20 protein-coding genes are annotated in these 17,372 nt (G+C 60.3%); 2 read left to right on the top strand and 18 right to left on the bottom strand.

The features are described from left to right. Positions 1 to 2 precede the first annotated feature (2 nt). From ccmE to ccmA, 5 genes are all read right to left on the bottom strand, one after another. A complete protein-coding gene (ccmE, locus tag AD669_RS07720) occupies positions 3 to 458 on the bottom strand; it encodes a cytochrome c maturation protein CcmE (protein WP_053118425.1) in 456 nt (151 codons plus the stop codon). After that, positions 455 to 631: a heme exporter protein CcmD gene (gene ccmD / locus AD669_RS07715; RefSeq protein WP_008055370.1), complete on the bottom strand. Its 177-nt coding sequence runs from the start codon at positions 629 to 631 to the stop codon at positions 455 to 457. The genes ccmE and ccmD overlap by 4 nt, the downstream gene beginning before the upstream one ends. Beyond that, positions 628 to 1,383: a heme ABC transporter permease gene (locus AD669_RS07710; protein ID WP_053118423.1), complete on the bottom strand. Its 756-nt coding sequence runs from the start codon at positions 1,381 to 1,383 to the stop codon at positions 628 to 630. Before AD669_RS07710 ends, ccmD begins: the two co-directional genes overlap by 4 nt. Before the next feature lie 79 nt (positions 1,384 to 1,462). Then, a complete protein-coding gene (ccmB, locus tag AD669_RS07705; protein WP_007919970.1) occupies positions 1,463 to 2,131 on the bottom strand; it encodes a heme exporter protein CcmB in 669 nt (222 codons plus the stop codon). Beyond that, a complete protein-coding gene (gene ccmA, locus AD669_RS07700; RefSeq protein WP_053118421.1) occupies positions 2,128 to 2,763 on the bottom strand; it encodes a cytochrome c biogenesis heme-transporting ATPase CcmA in 636 nt (211 codons plus the stop codon). The genes ccmB and ccmA overlap by 4 nt, the downstream gene beginning before the upstream one ends. Before the next feature lie 197 nt (positions 2,764 to 2,960). Between ccmA and AD669_RS07695 the strand changes: the two genes are divergently transcribed. Further along, entirely contained in the window at positions 2,961 to 4,535 is a 1,575-nt protein-coding gene (locus tag AD669_RS07695) for a flagellar hook-length control protein FliK (RefSeq protein ID WP_053118419.1), read from the top strand. Continuing rightward, entirely contained in the window at positions 4,532 to 4,861 is a 330-nt protein-coding gene (locus tag AD669_RS07690; protein WP_053118416.1) for an EscU/YscU/HrcU family type III secretion system export apparatus switch protein, read from the top strand. The genes AD669_RS07695 and AD669_RS07690 overlap by 4 nt, the downstream gene beginning before the upstream one ends. A gap of 186 nt (positions 4,862 to 5,047) precedes the next feature. Here the strand turns inward: AD669_RS07690 and AD669_RS07685 are convergent, their stop codons facing one another. The 13 genes from AD669_RS07685 to flhF form a co-directional block, all read right to left on the bottom strand. Continuing rightward, complete coding sequence (locus AD669_RS07685) at positions 5,048 to 5,443, bottom strand: DUF2802 domain-containing protein (RefSeq protein ID WP_053118414.1); 396 nt, start codon at positions 5,441 to 5,443, stop codon at positions 5,048 to 5,050. Beyond that, positions 5,444 to 5,929 (bottom strand): chemotaxis protein CheW, encoded by a 486-nt coding sequence (locus AD669_RS07680; protein WP_053118413.1) that lies wholly within the window; start codon positions 5,927 to 5,929, stop codon positions 5,444 to 5,446. Positions 5,930 to 6,002: 73 nt separating this feature from the next. After that, entirely contained in the window at positions 6,003 to 6,917 is a 915-nt protein-coding gene (locus tag AD669_RS07675; RefSeq protein ID WP_053118411.1) for a CheW domain-containing protein, read from the bottom strand. 116 nt (positions 6,918 to 7,033) lie between these two features. Further along, positions 7,034 to 7,822 (bottom strand): ParA family protein, encoded by a 789-nt coding sequence (locus tag AD669_RS07670; RefSeq protein WP_053118409.1) that lies wholly within the window; start codon positions 7,820 to 7,822, stop codon positions 7,034 to 7,036. A gap of 43 nt (positions 7,823 to 7,865) precedes the next feature. Continuing rightward, positions 7,866 to 8,756: a flagellar motor protein MotD gene (motD, locus tag AD669_RS07665; protein WP_053118407.1), complete on the bottom strand. Its 891-nt coding sequence runs from the start codon at positions 8,754 to 8,756 to the stop codon at positions 7,866 to 7,868. Positions 8,757 to 8,768: 12 nt separating this feature from the next. Then, positions 8,769 to 9,509, bottom strand: coding sequence for a flagellar motor protein (locus AD669_RS07660; RefSeq protein ID WP_053118405.1), 741 nt, complete (start codon positions 9,507 to 9,509; stop codon positions 8,769 to 8,771). After that, a complete protein-coding gene (locus AD669_RS07655) occupies positions 9,509 to 10,663 on the bottom strand; it encodes a chemotaxis response regulator protein-glutamate methylesterase (protein ID WP_053118403.1) in 1,155 nt (384 codons plus the stop codon). The genes AD669_RS07660 and AD669_RS07655 overlap by 1 nt, the downstream gene beginning before the upstream one ends. Before the next feature lie 49 nt (positions 10,664 to 10,712). Further along, positions 10,713 to 12,956, bottom strand: a complete 2,244-nt coding sequence (locus AD669_RS07650; RefSeq protein WP_053118401.1) for a chemotaxis protein CheA — start codon at positions 12,954 to 12,956, stop codon at positions 10,713 to 10,715. A 36-nt stretch (positions 12,957 to 12,992) separates the two neighbouring features. Continuing rightward, positions 12,993 to 13,781, bottom strand: coding sequence for a protein phosphatase CheZ (locus AD669_RS07645; RefSeq protein WP_053118398.1), 789 nt, complete (start codon positions 13,779 to 13,781; stop codon positions 12,993 to 12,995). A gap of 18 nt (positions 13,782 to 13,799) precedes the next feature. Next, positions 13,800 to 14,171, bottom strand: a complete 372-nt coding sequence (locus tag AD669_RS07640) for a chemotaxis response regulator CheY (RefSeq protein WP_024012118.1) — start codon at positions 14,169 to 14,171, stop codon at positions 13,800 to 13,802. A gap of 166 nt (positions 14,172 to 14,337) precedes the next feature. After that, positions 14,338 to 15,078: an RNA polymerase sigma factor FliA gene (fliA, locus tag AD669_RS07635; protein WP_007920004.1), complete on the bottom strand. Its 741-nt coding sequence runs from the start codon at positions 15,076 to 15,078 to the stop codon at positions 14,338 to 14,340. Next, positions 15,075 to 15,905 (bottom strand): flagellar synthesis regulator FleN, encoded by an 831-nt coding sequence (gene fleN / locus AD669_RS07630; RefSeq protein WP_003222917.1) that lies wholly within the window; start codon positions 15,903 to 15,905, stop codon positions 15,075 to 15,077. Before fleN ends, fliA begins: the two co-directional genes overlap by 4 nt. A gap of 116 nt (positions 15,906 to 16,021) precedes the next feature. Next, positions 16,022 to 17,362, bottom strand: a complete 1,341-nt coding sequence (gene flhF, locus AD669_RS07625) for a flagellar biosynthesis protein FlhF (RefSeq protein WP_053118396.1) — start codon at positions 17,360 to 17,362, stop codon at positions 16,022 to 16,024. Between the last annotated feature and the right edge of the window lie 10 nt (positions 17,363 to 17,372).

Here is a 17,372-nt window from a genome sequence, read left to right as displayed (position 1 = left end):
AATCAACCCTCCTTCGCAGGTGTTGGGGCGGATTGACCGCTGTCTTTCAAGGCTTTGGTCACTTCCGGCGGCATGTACTTCTCGTCGTGCTTGGCCAGCACTTCATCGGCGACGACCACGCCATCAGCGTTGATCTTGCCCAGCGCCACGATGCCCTGCCCTTCGCGGAACAGATCCGGGAGGATGCCGCGATAGGTGATGGTCACGGATTTGTTGAAATCGGTGACGACGAATTTGACGTCCAGCGAGTCCGGCGAACGTTGCAGCGAGCCCTTCTCGACCATGCCACCGGCACGGATGCGCGTGTCTTGCGGTGCTTCGCCGTTGGCGATCTGCGTCGGCGTATAGAACAGATTGATGTTCTGCTGCAGGGCGCTAAGGGCCAGGCCGACGGCAGCGCCGACCCCGACCAGAATGGCCAGAATAATGATCAGACGTTTCTTGCGCAGCGGATTCACTTGCCGTTCTCCCGGCGCAGACGACGCGCCTCTTGTTGCAGATACCGCTTGCGGGCCAGGATCGGCGCCGCCACGTTCAGCGCCAGTACCGCCAGACAGATGCCGTAGGCCGACCAGACATAAAGGCCATGATGGCCCATGGCGAGAAAATCGCCGAATGAAGCAAAACTCATCGAGCGGCCTCCAGACTGTTCTGTACTTCTTCTTTCACCCAACTGGCGCGGGCTTCGCGCTTGAGCACTTCAAGGCGCATGCGCAGCAACAGCACGGCGCCGAAGAAACAGTAGAAACCCAGCACCGTCAGCAACAGCGGCAGCCACATCTCCGCCGGCATCGCCGGTTTTTCGGTGAGGGTAAAGGTCGCGCCCTGGTGCAGGGTGTTCCACCACTCCACCGAGTATTTGATGATCGGAATGTTGATCACACCGACGATTGCCAGCACGGCGCAGGCCTTGGCGGCGCTGTCGCGATTGCTGATGGCATTGCCCAGCGCAATCACGCCGAAATACAGGAACAGCAGAATCAGCATCGAGGTCAGCCGCGCATCCCAGACCCACCACGAACCCCAGGTCGGTTTGCCCCAGATCGCCCCGGTGACCAGCGCCACGGCGGTCATCCAGGCACCGATCGGCGCCGCGCATTGCAGGGCGACGTCAGCCAGTTTCATCTTCCACACCAGACCGACAATGCCGCACACCGCCAGCATCACGTAGATCGACTGCGCGAGCATCGCGGCAGGCACGTGGATATAGATGATGCGAAAGCTGTTGCCTTGCTGGTAGTCCGGCGGCGCGAAGGCCAGGCCCCAAACGACGCCGACGCCAATCAACAGCAACGCTGCGATGCTCAGCCACGGCAAGAACTTGCTGCTGATGCCGTAGAACCACTTCGGTGAGCCGAGCTTATGAAACCAGGTCCAGTTCATACTGTTTCCATCACGGGTGCCGCTCATCGATGTGAGCTGGCATTTGGGTCTTTGCTGATCAAATTTTGATCAGACCTCATTATTCGCCGACGCTGATCTTCAGGCCAGCAGCTATTGCAAAAGGTGTCAGGGTGATCGCCAGGGCGGTCAGGCTACCAAGCCACAGCAGATACCCGGTCGCCGGCATGCCTTGGAGGGCGGCCTGCAAGGCGCCACTGCCAAGGATCAACACCGGGATGTACAACGGCAGAATCAGCAGCGCCAACAACAGGCCGCCGCGTTTCAAACCGACCGTCAGTGCCGCGCCCACCGCGCCGAGCAAGCTCAGCACCGGTGTACCCAGCAACAACGACAGCAACAAAACCGGCAGACACGCGGCAGGCAAACCGAGCATCAACGCCAGCAGAGGTGAGAGCAAAACCAGTGCCAGACCGGAGAAAAGCCAGTGTGCCAGCACCTTGGCCAATACCAGTAGTGGCAGGGGGTGCGACGAAAGGACCCACTGTTCCAGGGATCCGTCTTCGAAATCACTGCGGAAAAGCCCGTCCAGCGAGAGCAGAACCGACAAAAGCGCCGCCACCCAGACTAACCCCGGGGACAGGTTTTGCAACACTTGAGTTTCCGGGCCGACGGCCAGCGGGAACAAAGCGATGACGATGGCGAAGAAAATCAGCGGATTGGCCAGCTCCGCCGGGCGGCGGAATAGCAGTCGGGATTCACGGGCAACCAGCAGGCCGAAGACACTCATACTGCCCAGTTCCCCAAATCGATATCGCGATAACCGGCCGGCATCCGGCTCAACGTGTGGTGCGTGGTCAACACCACCAGACCGCCACGTTCACAATGGTTGGCCAGATGTTCTTCAAGTTGCGCCACGCCTTGTTTATCGAGGGCGGTGAACGGCTCGTCGAGAATCCACAGCGGCGGACTGTCCAGATACAACCGCGCCAGCGCCACGCGGCGTTGCTGGCCGGCGGACAAGCTGTGGCAGGGAACATCTTCGAAACCGCGCAATCCTACGGCTGTCAGCGCTTGCCAGATCGCCTCGCGTTCGGCGGGATGATGCAGGGCGCAGAGCCACGAAAGATTCTCTTCCGGGGTCAGCAAATCCTTGATCCCGGCAGCATGGCCGATCCACAACAGGTTGCGCGCCAGTTCGCTGCGCTGTTCAGTCAGCGGCAAACCGTTGAGCAGGACTTGACCGTCGGTCGGCTGCATCAATCCGGCCAACAGGCGTAATAAACTGGTTTTACCGCTGCCGTTGGGACCGCTGATTTGCACCATATCGCCACTGGCCAGTCTCAATTCGAGATTCTCGAAGAGCAGCCGTAGATCACGTTCACACGCGAGGGCAACAGTTTGCAGGACAGGACTGGTCAAGGGATCACGGGCCTTATACGGTTCAAGTCGGCTCTGGCGCGGCCGTTAAAGAGATGCAGCATAAATGCAATGACGGCTCGATCTAGAGAGCTGCGTCAAACAATTGCTATGTTTTTTGAACGAATCGCAAGACGGGCGGCATTATACATGGCGTGCCCGACTCCCCAGAGTGCATTTTCTAAAGGTTGTTTCACTGTATGACAGGCGAAATGAACATCCTCCCGCTCCCACAGGCCACACCGGCGACTGCTCGCCCGCAGGTCGGTGAGCTGCTCAAGCTGCTGACACCGGTCGAAGGCTTGATCGGCGCCGGCCAGAGTGCCAAGGCCGAGGTGTTGTCGCTGAAGCAGGCGGATCAGACCTTTCAATTGTTGCTCAAAGTGACGCTGGACAGCGGCCGCCAGACCACCGTGCAAGCGACCAGCAATCTGCCATTGCTGCAAGGCACCAGCATTGCGATCACCCAACCCTCGGCCGGCAATCTGGCGATCACTGTGCAACAGGCAATCGCCAGCAGCGTCGCCGCCCTCACCCGCATTGATACGTCGCAATTGCCCGTGGGCACGTTGCTGCAAGGCAAAGTCCTGACTTCGCAGGTACTGCCGCAAACGCTGGGGCAAGCGACGGTGTTCCGCTCGCTGGTCAGTTTGCTCAACACCGCGCAGAGCGGCAGCACGCTGACCATCGACAGCCCGCAACCGCTGCGCATCGGCACGTTGCTCTCGGCGTTGGTGGAAGATGCGCAAACCCTGAAATTCCTGCCCCTGAGCGGCCGGCAGGAACAACTGGCCGTCAGTCAGCAACTGGTCGGCCAGCAAAGTCGCCAAGCGTCTCTGAGCGGTCTGCTGAATGCACTGCAAAATCTGCCGACGGACAACGATCAGACTTCAGCGGACTTGCGCGCGGCGGTCGACAAACTGCTCGCCAGCCTCCCCGATCTGCAGCAAATGACCAGTTCCAAAGGCGTGGCGCTGGCCTTGGCCAACAGCGGCGCCTTCCTCGAAGCCAAATTGCTCACCGGACAGAACCCAACCCTGACCTCGGACATCAAAGCCGATCTGCTCAAACTGATCGCGCAACTGTCGCCGGGAGCGCCGGGCAACGCCAGTTTCAACGCAATCATCGCGGCCAACACTTTGGCGCAAGCGCTGCCGAGCTTCGTCCGTAATGCCCTCGGCACCCTCGGCCAGGTCAGCGCGAAACCGCTGCCAAGCAGCTTCCCCCTGCCCGACCGCCTGCTGCAAAGTCTGGATGGCGAAGGCGATCTGGAGCATCTGCTGCGCCTCGCCGCCGCTGCTGTGTCGCGCCTGCAAAGCCATCAACTGTCGAGTCTTGAACAGACCGGCGTCACCGATGATGGTCGCTTGCTGAGCACCTGGCAGTTGGAAATCCCCATGCGAAATATGCAAGACATCGTGCCGTTGCAGGTCAAATTCCAGCGTGAAGAGGCACTGGAACGGGAACCGCAACCGAACGAACGCCGTGACGAACGCGAGCCCAAGCAGCAACTGTGGCGCGTCGATCTGGCATTCGACATGGAACCGCTCGGGCCAATGCAGATTCAGGCGCAACTGGTCGCCGGCAGCCTGTCCGGCCAACTGTGGGCCGAAAGGGCGTACACCGCCGACCTGATCGAAAACAACCTGTTCGCCTTGCGCCAACGCCTGCTTGATCGCGGACTCAACGTCGGCGATATCGACTGCCATCAAGGCACGCCGCCGCAAGGCAACCAAACCCGCCTCGAACACCGCTGGGTCGACGAAACCGCATGAACGATTCCACCGCCCCACGCCAGGCCATCGCCCTCAAATACGACGGCAACCACGCCCCTACACTCACTGCCAAAGGTGACGACGAACTGGCCGAAGAAATCCTGCGCATCGCCCGCGACTGCGAAGTGCCGATCTACGAGAACGCCGAGTTGGTGCGCTTGTTGGCGCGGATGGAATTGGGTGACAGCATCCCCGAGGAGCTTTACCGCACGATCGCCGAGATCATCGCGTTTGCGTGGAATCTGAAGGGAAAATTCCCCGAAGGGCAGGATCTGGAGGCGCCGGTGGTGGAGAAGGACATCACCGATCGCGGGGATGATTATTGATCGTTCCCACGCTCTGCGTGGGAATGCCGCCCGTGACGCTCTGCGTCACATTTCACAGGCGGAACGCGGAGCGTCCCAAGATGCATTCCCACGCAGAGCGTGGGAACGATCCCGGTACATTCCAATGTAGGAGCTGCCGAAGGCTGCGATCTTTTGATCTTGCTTGCCGCTAAAAGCTCGAAGCTCCTAGCTGCCTTTATGCAGTTTGCGCATCAACTCCGCCTCAGCCTGGGTCAACCCGCACGACTGAGTCAGTTCATCAACGCTCGCGCCCATCCCCACCAGCTTCGCCGCTTGGGCGAATGACAGGCTCGAAGGGTCGCGTTGCTCCAATGCAACAAGCTTGTCCGGCAACGGCGCGACGACCGAGCGCAGCTCGTGCAGGGCTTCGCCCATGCGCACGTTGCCGTTCTGGTAGTCGTCGACGCGTTTGGCCAGGTCTTTGATGCGCTGATCACGCAGCGCATCGCCCTGGGCCTGTTGCGCAGCGATTAGTTTCTGCGCCTTGATGTACGCCAGAAACATTGCCAGCGTGCCTGCCCAGAAGAGGAACAGGACAATGACCGCGACTTCAAGAATCAATCAGATGTTCTCCAGATCCGACCATTCTTCTTCGCTCATCATCTTGTCCAGTTCGACCAGAATCAGCAGCTCGCCGTTCTTGTTGCACACGCCCTGGATAAACTTGGCCGACTCTTCGTTGCCGACGTTCGGCGCGGTCTCGATTTCCGACTGACGCAAATAAACCACTTCGGCCACGCTGTCGACCATGATGCCAACTACTTGCTTGTCGGCTTCGATGATGACGATGCGGGTGTTGTCGCTGATCTCGGCATTCATCAGGCCGAAGCGCTGGCGAGTGTCGATCACGGTGACGACGTTACCGCGCAGGTTGATGATGCCCAGCACGTAGCTCGGCGCGCCCGGCACCGGAGCGATCTCGGTGTAGCGCAGCACTTCCTGAACGCGCATCACGTTGATGCCGTAGGTTTCGTTGTCCAGCTTGAAGGTCACCCATTGCAGGATCGGATCTTCAGAACCCTTTGCCGCCGTCGCCTTGTCGTTCATACCCTAGCCCCTCGAAGTACCGCGTGTGGCGGTTTATGTTTCGTCGCCGGCATTTGTACGCCGGTACTGTCTGTTATGTCGGTTTGTGGTTCGGCTTACTGCCGGACATGTGCTTCGCCCCGCCGCTGGCGATCAACTCGGCCAGTGCAGCGACATCGAGCAAGGCGCACATGTGTTCAATCACGGTGCCGGCGAGCCATGGCCGCTGACCCCGGTGACTTCTCCATTTGATTTCATTCGGATCCAGACGCAACGAGCGGCTGACCTGATGCACCGCCAGCCCCCACTCGTAACCTTGTACCGAAATCACGTACTGCAAGCCCTGACGGAAGTCATCGCGATAGCGATCCGGCATGACCCAGCGCGCGGTGTCCAGGACTTTCAAATTGCCGGCCTGGCTCGGCAGAATGCCGAGGAACCACTCCGGCTGACCGAACAGCGGCGTCAGCTCTTGCCCGGCCAGCGAATAGATCGAACCGAGGCACACCAGCGGCACCGCCAGGGTCAGCCCGGCAACGTCGAACAGCAGGCATTCGAACGCATCTGCGGCCCACGCCGGGCGGCCATCGGGCTCGACCGGTGGCGGCGTGCTGCTTGGCGGCAGATGCACTTCCACCACGGGCGGAATCAGTGTCTGTGGCGCCAGCGCTTCAATTTCAGACTCAGGCTCAGGCGCCGGGGGTTCCGGCACTGTCAGCAGTTGTGTTTGCAGCAACGGCGCCAATGTTGAAACCGGCGCACGCGTTTCTTCAATCAACGCCACAGGGGCCTTGGCAACAGGCGCCGCGGCAGGCGCGGCAACCGGTGCGGCAGCCTTTTGCGCATCACGCGCCTGCTCTTCCAGCACGGCTGCCTGAAACTCATCCAGCGCCTCAGGCTGCGCTTCGACTACCGCCGGCAATTCTTCCGGAAGATCATTGAGTAAATCCTCCAGATAAGACTGCAACGCCAACTGCGGACGCGAAGTCAGCTTCACCGGCCGATTCATGCGCAGTCCCCTGTAGGAGCTGCCGCAGGCTGCGATCTTTTGCTCTTTTCAAGGAGGCCACACAGCGAGATCAAAAGATCGCAGCCTGCGCCAGCTCCTACACAAGTCAAAGTCATTCAAGCCACCTGCGCGACGAGTTGCTGCGCCAGCAGATGCTTGAGCAGCGCGCGGTAAGCGAGAACGCCACGGCTCTTGCCGTCGAATTGCGAAGGCGTTACTCCGGCACGGCTGGCGTCACGCAGGCGCGTATCGACCGGGATGTAACCTTGCCAGATCTCTTCCGGAAATTTATCGCGCAGCACGCGCAAAGTACCCAGCGACGCCTGCGTACGGCGATCAAACAGCGTCGGCACAATACTGAACGGCAGCGCCTGTTTGCGTGAACGGTTGATCATCGCCAGCGTGTTGACCATGCGCTCCAGGCCTTTGACGGCGAGGTGTTCGGTCTGCACCGGGATCACCAGTTGCTGACTCGCGGCCAGTGCGTTGACCATCAGCACACCGAGCAACGGCGGGCTGTCGATGATCGCGTAATCGAAGTCCTGCCACAGCTGCGCCAGACTCTTGGCGATCACCAGACCGAGACCACTCTGCCCCGGCGACTGCCGCTCAAGGGTCGCCAGCGCGGTGCTCGACGGCAACAGTGAAATACGTTCATCACTGGTCGACAACAGCAACTGCCCCGGCAAGCCTTGCGGCACGCTGCCCTTGTGCAGAAACAGGTCGTAGTTGCTGTGTTCCAGGCTGTCGGGGTCGTAGCCGAAATAGCTGGTCATCGAGCCGTGCGGGTCGAGATCGACCACAACCACGCGCTTGCCCGCCTCGGCCAGCAATCCGGCTAAAGCGATGGAAGATGTGGTTTTACCGACACCACCCTTTTGATTGGCGACTGCCCAGACTCTCATTCGGTTCGTTCCTCCCGGCCGATATGCTCGACCGAGACATAGCTCAGCGTGTTAATGCGGGTGACGGAGAATTGACGGCACTCTCGCGTCCCGGCGTCTTGACCGGGGTCGGTGCAGTTTGTGTGCCAGCGCGCTTCAACGCGGCGTCCGGTTGCGCATTGGCCGTCCCGGTGCCCGTCAGGCTGCGGCGGACATCGAGATTGCGCGACACCACCAACACCACCCGACGATTCTTCGCGCGGCCTTCAACGGTGGCGTTGTTGGCCACCGGTTGAAATTCGCCGTAACCCACCGACGCCAACCGGCCAGGGTTCACACCCTGCATCGCCAGCATGCGCACGATGCTCGCCGAACGCGCCGAGGACAGTTCCCAGTTGGTCGGGTACTGCGCGGTGCGGATCGGCTGATCATCGGTGAAGCCTTCGACGTGAATCGGGTTATCGAACGGTTTCAGAATCGCCGCGACCTTGTCGATGATGTTGAACGCGATGTCACTCGGCATGGCGTCGCCGCTGCCGAACAACAGGCTGGAATTGAGTTCGATCTCGACCCACAACTCGTTGCCGCGCACGGTCATCTGGTTGGACGCGATCAAGTCGCCGAACGCGGCGCTGATGTCATCGGAGATGCTTTTCAGCGGATCGCTGGCCCCGGCGATACCGGCATCAATCTGCTCGGCATCCTTGACCAGCGGCTTGGCCGGAGTGGTGGTTTTCGGTCGCTCATCACCGATCGGAATCGGTTTGAGCGCACGGTCGGAGTCTTTGAAAACACCGACCAGCGCCTCGGAAATTTCTTTGTACTTGCCTTCGTTGATCGACGAAATCGAGTACATCACCACGAAGAACGCGAACAGCAAGGTGATGAAATCCGCGTAGGACACCAGCCAGCGCTCGTGGTTGACGTGTTCTTCCTGGTGGCGACGACGAGCCATGAGGTTATTCCCTTAATCCATGAAGCCTTGCAGCTTCAACTCAATGGAGCGAGGGTTTTCACCTTCGGCGATCGACAGGATCCCTTCCAACAACATTTCGCGATAACGCGACTGCCGCAACGCGATTGCCTTCAGCTTGGCCGCCACTGGCAACAACACCAGGTTGGCACTGGCGACACCGTAAATGGTGGCGACGAATGCCACGGCGATACCGCTGCCCAGTTGCGTCGGATCGGCCAGATTGCCCATCACGTGGATCAGGCCCATCACCGCACCGATGATGCCGATGGTTGGCGCGTAACCGCCCATGCTTTCGAAGACTTTCGCGGCTTCGATATCGCGCGCTTCCTGGGTGTAGAAATCCACTTCGAGGATGCTGCGAATCGCTTCCGGCTCGGCGCCATCGACCAGCAGTTGCAGGCCTTTGCGCGAGTAATTATCCGGTTCGGCATCGGCCACGCCTTCCAGACCCAGCAGGCCTTCCTTGCGCGCGGTGAGGCTCCAGTTGACGACACGGTCGATGCCGCCGGCCAGATCAACCCGGGGCGGAAACAGAATCCACGCCAGAATCTGCATGGCGCGTTTGAACGCGCTCATCGGCGATTGCAGCAGCGCCGCGCCGATGGTGCCGCCGAGGACGATCAACGCGGCAGGACCGTTGGCCAGCGCACCGATGTGGCCGCCCTCAAGGTAGTTGCCGCCGATGATGGCGACGAACGCCATGATGATCCCGATAAGGCTTAAAACATCCATCAGATACACGCCTCGACGATGTGCTTGCCGATCTCGTCCAGGCTGTACACCGCGTCGGCGAGGTCAGCTTTGACGATGGCCATCGGCATGCCGTAGATCACGCAACTGGCTTCGTCCTGCGCCCAGATCGAGCTGCCGCCCTGCTTGAGCAAACGCGCGCCTTCACGGCCGTCAGCGCCCATGCCGGTGAGCACCACCGCCAGAACTTTGTCACCGTAGGACTTGGCCGCAGAGCCGAAGGTGATGTCCACGCACGGCTTGTAATTCAGACGCTCGTCGCCCGGCAGAATCTTCACCGCGCCACGGCCGTCGATCATCATTTGCTTGCCACCCGGCGCCAGCAACGCCAACCCCGGACGCAGGATGTCGCCATCCTCGGCTTCCTTGACGGTGATGCGGCAGAGTTTGTCGAGACGCTCGGCAAACGCTTTGGTAAACGCCGCCGGCATGTGCTGGATCAACACGATCGGTGCCGGGAAGTTCGCTGGCAACTGAGTCAACACCCGTTGTAGCGCAACCGGACCGCCCGTCGAGGTGCCGATGGCAACCAGTTTGTAAGCCTTGCGTTTCGGTGCCGGCGACGAAGCGCTGGCGGCCGGTGCACGGGTTGCAACCGGAGCATGCACAGGCGCTGGCGCTGGACGCACCGGAGCGCTGCTGCTGTGGCTACTGAAGCTTGATGCAGTCGGAGCAGGCGTCGGCGCAGGTGCAGGTGCAGCCACTGGAGCCGGCGCACTGTAAGCACTGAAACGACGATTACTGCGCGAGATGCTGTGCACCTTTTCGCACAGCAGTTGTTTGACCTTCTCGGGATTGCGCGAGATGTCTTCGAAATTCTTCGGCAGGAAATCCACCGCGCCGGCGTCCAGCGCATCGAGGGTGACCCGAGCGCCTTCGTGGGTCAGCGAGGAGAACATCAACACCGGAGTCGGGCAGCGCTGCATGATGTGCCGCACCGCCGTGATGCCGTCCATCATGGGCATCTCGTAGTCCATGGTGATCACGTCCGGCTTGAGCGCCAGTGCCTGATCGATGGCCTCTTTACCGTTGGTTGCAGTGCCGACCACCTGGATGCTCGGATCCGCTGAAAGAATTTCCGAGACGCGGCGGCGGAAAAAACCCGAATCGTCCACCACCAGGACTTTGACTGCCATAAACACTCCATTAGGTGCAGCGGAGCGTGATCGCCCCGCCGCCCCGGATTCAAATACGCCGTGCGGCGTAACGCTTGAGCATGCTTGGAACATCGAGAATCAGCGCGATGCGGCCGTCACCGGTGATGGTGGCGCCGGACATGCCCGGAGTGCCCTGCAGCATTTTGCCCAATGGCTTGATGACCACCTCTTCCTGGCCGACCAGTTGATCGACGACGAAGCCGATCCGCTGAGTGCCCACCGAAAGGATCACCACATGGCCTTCGCGCTGCTCTTCGTGAGCGGCGGAGCTGACCAGCCAGCGCTTGAGGTAGAACAATGGCAGCGCCTTGTCCCGCACGATCACCACTTCCTGGCCGTCGACGACGTTGGTGGTCGACAGGTCGAGGTGGAAAATTTCGTTGACGTTGACCAGCGGGAACGCGAACGCCTGATTGCCGAGCATGACCATCAACGTCGGCATGATCGCCAGCGTCAGCGGCACCTTGATGACAATCTTCGAGCCCTGGCCCTTGGTCGAGTAGATGTTGATCGAACCGTTGAGCTGGGAAATCTTGGTCTTCACCACGTCCATGCCGACACCGCGGCCGGAGACGTCGGAGATCTCGGTCTTGGTCGAGAAACCCGGAGCGAAGATCAGGTTGTAGCACTCGGTATCGCTGAGGCGATCGGCCGCGTCCTTGTCCATCACCCCGCGTTTTACCGCGATGGCGCGCAGCACGTTCGGGTCCATACCTTTGCCGTCATCGGAAATCGACAGCAGGATGTGATCGCCTTCTTGCTCGGCGGCCAGCACCACACGACCGCCACGGGCCTTGCCCGATGCTTCGCGTTCTTCCGGCGACTCGATGCCGTGGTCGACAGCGTTGCGCACCAAGTGAACCAGCGGATCGGCCAGGGCCTCGACGAGGTTTTTGTCGAGGTCGGTTTCTTCGCCGACCAGCTCCAGGTTGATCTCTTTTTTCAGCTGACGGGCCAAGTCGCGAACCAGACGCGGGAAGCGCCCGAAGACTTTCTTGATCGGCTGCATCCGCGTTTTCATCACTGCGGTTTGCAGGTCAGCCGTGACCACGTCGAGGTTCGACACAGCCTTTTGCATGGCTTCGTCGCCGCTGTTCAAGCCCAGGCGCACCAAGCGGTTACGCACCAGTACCAGTTCGCCGACCATGTTCATGATTTCGTCGAGACGTGCGGTATCGACGCGCACGGTGGTCTCGGCTTCGCTCGCCGGTTTTTCCGGTGGCGGTGTTGCCGGTGCACGGGCCGGAGCCGGCGCAGCAGCTTTGGGGGCTTCGGCTTTTGGCTCAGGCTTGGCGACAGGTTTCGGCGCCGCTGCGGCTGGAGCCTTGGCGACTGGCGTGGCCACCGTCGAAGCGCTGCCCGCAGAGGCGGCGCCGACGTCGGTGAACTTGCCTTTGCCGTGCAATTCGTCGAGCAGCGATTCGAATTCGTGATCGCTGATCAAATCGCTGCCGGCAGCGGCGGCCGCTGGAGCAGCAGGCGCAGGTGCCGAGGCAATCGCCGACTCCAGCGCTTCGACGGCGAAGTTGCCTTTACCGTGCAACTGATCGAGCAACGCTTCAAATTCGTCGTCGGTGATGTCCGAGCTGTCGCCCGCTGCCGGAGCAACCGGAGCCGCTGGCGTCGCTGGCGTCGCCGCTACAGCGTCCGGCGCGAACTGGCCTTTGCCGTGCAGTTGATCCAGCAACGACTCGAATTCGGCGTCGGTGATTTCATCGCTGGCGGCGCTATCGGCCACCGGCGCTGGCGGGGCTTCGGCTTGTGCCTTGACGGCATTCAGCGAGTCCAGCAGTTGTTCAAATTCGTTGTCGGTGATGTCGCCCGAATCGCTTTCGGCGACCGGCGCTTCAACGACTTCTTCGACCGCGACGGCATCCGCCGATTGCGGCTCGGCCAGACGTGCCAGCGCTGCCAGCAGCTCAGGCGTTGCAGCGGTGATCGGTGCGCGTTCACGCACCTCGGTGAACATGCTGTTCACCGCGTCCAGTGCTTCCAGCACCACGTCCATCAGTTCTGCATCAACGCGACGCTCACCCTTGCGCAGGATGTCGAACACGTTTTCGGCGATGTGACAGCACTCCACCAGCTCATTGAGCTGAAGGAAGCCGGCGCCCCCTTTTACAGTGTGGAAACCGCGAAAAATTGCATTGAGCAGATCCGCGTCATCCGGTCGGCTTTCCAGCTCGACCAGTTGCTCGGACAGTTGCTCAAGAATCTCGCCGGCCTCAACCAGGAAATCCTGAAGGATCTCTTCATCGGCGCCGAAGCTCATTAATGGGGTGCTCCTAACAGGTCTAAAAACCTAAACTCAAAATCCAAGGCTGGATAACAAATCGTCCACATCGTCCTGACCGGACACAACGTCTTCTCGTTTATCGGCATGAATCTGCGGACCTTCACCCTGCGAGAGATGTTTTTGTGGATCTTTTTCTGCAAGCATCGCGGCGCGGTCATGTTCGATGCCCGCAAAGCGGTCCACCTGACTGGCCATGAGTACGAGTTTGAGCAAATTGCTTTCGACTTCGGTGACCAGTTGGGTCACGCGTTTGATCACCTGACCGGTGAGGTCCTGGTAATCCTGGGCCAGCAGAATGTCGTTGAGATTGCTCGACACCGCACGGTTGCCCGTGTGGCTGCGCGACAGAAAACCGTCGACCCGGCGCGCCAGTTCGCGGAACTCTTCAGCCCCGACTTCGCGGCGCATGAAACGGCCCCAATCCGTGCTCAGAGCCTGGGCTTCTTCAGCCAGACCATTGACCACCGGCGTGGCGCTTTCCACCAGATCCATGGTGCGGTTGGCCGCAGCTTCCGTCAGCTTGACCACATAGCCCAGACGTTCGGTGGCGTCGGTGATTTGCGACACTTCCTCGGCCTGCGGCATGTGCGGATCGATCTGGAAATTGACGATCGCACTGTGCAGTTCGCGTGTGAGCTTGCCCACTTCCTGATACAGGCCGCGGTCACGGGTCTGATTGAGCTCATGGATCAGTTGCACAGCGTCGCCGAACTTGCCTTTTTCAAGGCTCTCGACCAGTTCGACCGCGTGTTTTTTCAGGGTCGACTCGAAATCGCCCTGTGAAAATTCTTTATGCTCCATAGCTCCCCCGCGCGTTCATCAGCCGATGCGTTCGAAAATCTTCTCGATTTTGTCTTTCAGCGCCTGAGCCGTGAAAGGTTTGACGACGTAGCCGTTCACACCGGCCTGAGCGGCTTCGATGATCTGCTCGCGCTTGGCTTCAGCAGTCACCATCAATACCGGCAGGTGCTTGAGTTTTTCGTCGGCACGCACGTGACGCAGCAGGTCGATACCGGTCATGCCCGGCATGTTCCAGTCCGTTACCAGAAAGTCGATGCTTCCGCTGTTGAGCACTGGAATGGCAGTGGTGCCATCGTCAGCCTCGACGGTGTTGGTGAACCCAAGATCACGCAGCAGGTTCTTGATGATCCGCCGCATCGTTGAGAAGTCATCAACGATGAGGATTTTCATGTCTTTGTTCAATTCGACCTCCAAGCAGTCTTAAACGCGTCCAGCACCTGGACGCGCCACTTCAATCAATCGGCGCAGCACTCGAAGACTGTCTGGAGCACAACAGAGCAAGACCGGTGCCGTTCATCACCGCACCAGCCTCGTTCGCAGTGTCCCCACACTGCCTTCAGCGCGCTCGCCACTCCCCCAAACGCCCCCGCAAACGGGCCGCGCACTGGCTGTGTAACTGGCTGACCCGCGATTCACTGACGCCAAGGACTTCACCGATTTCCTTGAGGTTCAGCTCTTCGTCGTAGTACAGCGCCAACACCAGTCGCTCACGCTCCGGCAAATTGGCAATCGCGTCCGCCAGCGCCGCCTGGAAGCGTTCATCTTCCAGATCGCGTGACGGCTCAAGATGAGCACTCGCGCCATCCTCGTGCAGCCCTTCGTGTTCGCCGTCCTGCAACAGATCGTCGAAACTGAACAGACGACTGCCCAAGGTGTCATTCAAAATCCCGTAGTAATCGTCGAGACTCAATTGGAGTTCGGCCGCAACTTCGTGATCTTTAGCATCACGGCCGGTTTTAGCTTCAATTGAGCGAATTGCGTCGCTGACCATCCGGGTATTGCGGTGAACCGAGCGTGGCGCCCAATCCCCTTTGCGCACTTCGTCGAGCATCGCGCCGCGGATTCGAATGCCCGCGTACGTTTCGAAACTGGCGCCTTTACTGGCGTCGTATTTGGTCGAGACTTCAAGCAGGCCGATCATCCCGGCCTGGATCAGGTCTTCAACCTGCACACTCGCCGGCAACCGCGCCAGCAAGTGATAGGCAATGCGTTTGACCAGCGGCGCGTAACGCTCGATCAGCTCGTACTGAGCGTCGCGTGCCGACTTCTTGTAGTAATTCATACCGCTAGCGGTCATAGCACGGGCCCTGCCGTTTGCTGCACGAGGCGCTCGACAAAAAACTCAAGGTGGCCGCGCGGGTTGGCGGGCAGCGGCCAGGTGTCGACCTTTTGCGCGATGGCCTTGAACGCCAGCGCGCACTTGGAACGCGGGAAGGCTTCATAGACAGCGCGCTGCTTCTGCACCGCTTTGCGCACGCTTTCGTCGTAAGGCACGGCACCGACGTATTGTAAGGCGACGTCGAGGAAGCGATCCGTGACCTTGGTCAACTTGGCGAACAGGTTGCGACCTTCTTGCGGGCTCTGCGCCATGTTGGCGAGGACGCGGAAGCGGTTCATGCCGTAATCGCGGTTGAGCAGTTTGATCAGTGCGTAAGCGTCAGTGATCGAGGTCGGCTCGTCGCAAACCACCAGCAACACTTCCTGCGCTGCGCGAACGAAACTGACTACCGAGTCACCAATACCTGCAGCGGTGTCGATCACCAGAACGTCGAGATTGTCGCCGATGTCACTGAAGGCCTGAATCAGGCCGGCGTGTTGCGCCGGGCTCAGATGAACCATGCTCTGCGTGCCGGACGCGGCCGGTACGATGCGGATCCCGCCGGGGCCCTGCAACAGTACGTCGCGCAGCTCACAGCGGCCTTCGATGACATCGGCCAGAGTGCGTTTGGGTGTCAGGCCCAGCAGAACGTCGACGTTCGCCAGTCCCAGATCGGCGTCCAGCAGCATGACCCGACGGCCAAGCTCTGCCAGCGCCAGAGACAAGTTCACTGACACGTTAGTTTTGCCGACGCCACCTTTGCCGCCGGTCACCGCGATCACCTGTACGGGATGCATGCTGCCCATGTTATTTCTTTACCTTGTCTTGCATAGACGGAGGCCACATTACTGGCTGCGCGTTCACAAACGGAACAATGCATGGCAGACCATCGATGTAGGTACAAAAACTGTTCATGAATACCTCAGCCTACCTGCTTGGTGGGGCTGTGGTAGATATCAGCGAACATGTCAGCCATGGCTTCTTCGCTGGGTTCTTCCTGCATTTGCACGCTGACGGCGCGGCTGACCAGTTGATGACGGCGCGGCAGATGCAAATCATCCGGAATCCGTGGGCCATCGGTCAGGTACGCGACCGGCAATTCATGACTGATCGCCAGGCTCAACACTTCGCCAAGGCTGGCCGTTTCATCCAGTTTAGTCAGGATGCACCCGGCGAGCCCGCAACGCTTGTAACTGTGATAAGCGGCGGTTAGAACCTGTTTCTGGCTGGTGGTTGCCAAGACCAGATAATTTTTTGAACGGATGCCACGCCCGGCGAGGCTTTCGAGCTGCATGCGCAGGGCCGGATCGCTGGCTTGCAGGCCGGCGGTATCGATCAGCACCACGCGTTTGCGCAGCAATGGATCCAGCGCCTGCACCAGCGACTGGCCCGGATCAACGTGGGTCACCGGCACATTGAGAATGCGGCCCAGGGTCTTCAGTTGTTCCTGCGCGCCGATGCGGAAGCTGTCCATGCTCACCAGCGCGACATTCTGCGCGCCGTATTTCAGCACATAACGTGCGGCCAGTTTCGCCAGCGTGGTGGTCTTGCCCATGCCGGCAGGGCCGACCATGGCGATCACACCACCCTCTTCCAGCGGCTCGACTTCCGGCACGGCAATCATTCGCGCCAGATGCGCGAGCAGCATGCGCCAGGCCTGACGCGGCTCTTCGATGTCGCTGATCATCGACAGCAGATCACGCGACAGCGGGCCAGACAGACCGATGCGTTGCAGACGGCGATACAGATTGGCTTGCGCCGGACGGCTGCCCTGCAGTTGATTCCAGGCCAGCGTGCCGAGCTGCACTTCCATCAGCTCGCGCAGGCTGTTCAATTCAAAACGCATCGAATCCAGGGCGCGTGGATCGACGCCGCCGGAGGACTGCGCCGGTGCCGGGGCTGGACGCGCTGGCGCGGCGTAGGTCGGCTCGGTCAGCGGTTCAGCGGCGGTCAACGGCAGGCCAGCGGTGAGTGGCAGGCCGGCAAAGATCTGGCGATTGCTATTGCCATCGGCTTCGCCACGCAGGCTCAGCTCGGCCTGGGCAGTGACGATGCGCGACTGGGTCTTGCGCAGCTCGTCTTCGAGTTCCATGTTCGGAACCCGTGGCGCCAGCGCCGACAATTTGTAATCGAGCGCAGCCGTCAGCTCGACACCGCCGGCAATGCGGCGGTTGCCAATGATGGCGGCATCAGCGCCCAGCTCATCACGAACCAGCTTCATGGCCTGACGCATATCGGCGGCGAAAAAACGCTTAACTTGCATGAACCACTAC

Source organism: Pseudomonas sp. P1.31 (assembly GCF_001269815.1).
Taxonomy (GTDB): domain Bacteria; phylum Pseudomonadota; class Gammaproteobacteria; order Pseudomonadales; family Pseudomonadaceae; genus Aquipseudomonas; species Aquipseudomonas rustica.
This window is presented reverse-complemented; position numbering and strand designations above follow the sequence as displayed.

Excerpts from the sequence above, each read along its gene's own strand:
- ccmD (WP_008055370.1), bottom strand. The coding sequence starts at position 631 with ATGAGTTTTGCTTCATTCGGCGATTTTCTCGCCATGGGCCATCATGGC.
- AD669_RS07650 (WP_053118401.1), bottom strand. The coding sequence starts at position 12,956 with ATGAGCTTCGGCGCCGATGAAGAGATCCTTCAGGATTTCCTGGTTGAG.
- motD (WP_053118407.1), bottom strand. The coding sequence starts at position 8,756 with ATGGCTCGTCGTCGCCACCAGGAAGAACACGTCAACCACGAGCGCTGG.
- fleN (WP_003222917.1), bottom strand. The coding sequence starts at position 15,905 with ATGGGCAGCATGCATCCCGTACAGGTGATCGCGGTGACCGGCGGCAAA.
- AD669_RS07670 (WP_053118409.1), bottom strand. The coding sequence starts at position 7,822 with ATGAGAGTCTGGGCAGTCGCCAATCAAAAGGGTGGTGTCGGTAAAACC.
- AD669_RS07695 (WP_053118419.1), top strand. The coding sequence starts at position 2,961 with ATGACAGGCGAAATGAACATCCTCCCGCTCCCACAGGCCACACCGGCG.
- ccmB (WP_007919970.1), bottom strand. The coding sequence starts at position 2,131 with ATGAGTGTCTTCGGCCTGCTGGTTGCCCGTGAATCCCGACTGCTATTC.
- AD669_RS07640 (WP_024012118.1), bottom strand. The coding sequence starts at position 14,171 with ATGAAAATCCTCATCGTTGATGACTTCTCAACGATGCGGCGGATCATC.
- AD669_RS07660 (WP_053118405.1), bottom strand. The coding sequence starts at position 9,509 with ATGGATGTTTTAAGCCTTATCGGGATCATCATGGCGTTCGTCGCCATC.
- flhF (WP_053118396.1), bottom strand. The coding sequence starts at position 17,362 with ATGCAAGTTAAGCGTTTTTTCGCCGCCGATATGCGTCAGGCCATGAAG.
- AD669_RS07645 (WP_053118398.1), bottom strand. The coding sequence starts at position 13,781 with ATGGAGCATAAAGAATTTTCACAGGGCGATTTCGAGTCGACCCTGAAA.
- fliA (WP_007920004.1), bottom strand. The coding sequence starts at position 15,078 with ATGACCGCTAGCGGTATGAATTACTACAAGAAGTCGGCACGCGACGCT.
- AD669_RS07690 (WP_053118416.1), top strand. The coding sequence starts at position 4,532 with ATGAACGATTCCACCGCCCCACGCCAGGCCATCGCCCTCAAATACGAC.
- AD669_RS07710 (WP_053118423.1), bottom strand. The coding sequence starts at position 1,383 with ATGAACTGGACCTGGTTTCATAAGCTCGGCTCACCGAAGTGGTTCTAC.
- AD669_RS07655 (WP_053118403.1), bottom strand. The coding sequence starts at position 10,663 with ATGGCAGTCAAAGTCCTGGTGGTGGACGATTCGGGTTTTTTCCGCCGC.
- AD669_RS07680 (WP_053118413.1), bottom strand. The coding sequence starts at position 5,929 with ATGAACGACAAGGCGACGGCGGCAAAGGGTTCTGAAGATCCGATCCTG.
- AD669_RS07675 (WP_053118411.1), bottom strand. The coding sequence starts at position 6,917 with ATGAATCGGCCGGTGAAGCTGACTTCGCGTCCGCAGTTGGCGTTGCAG.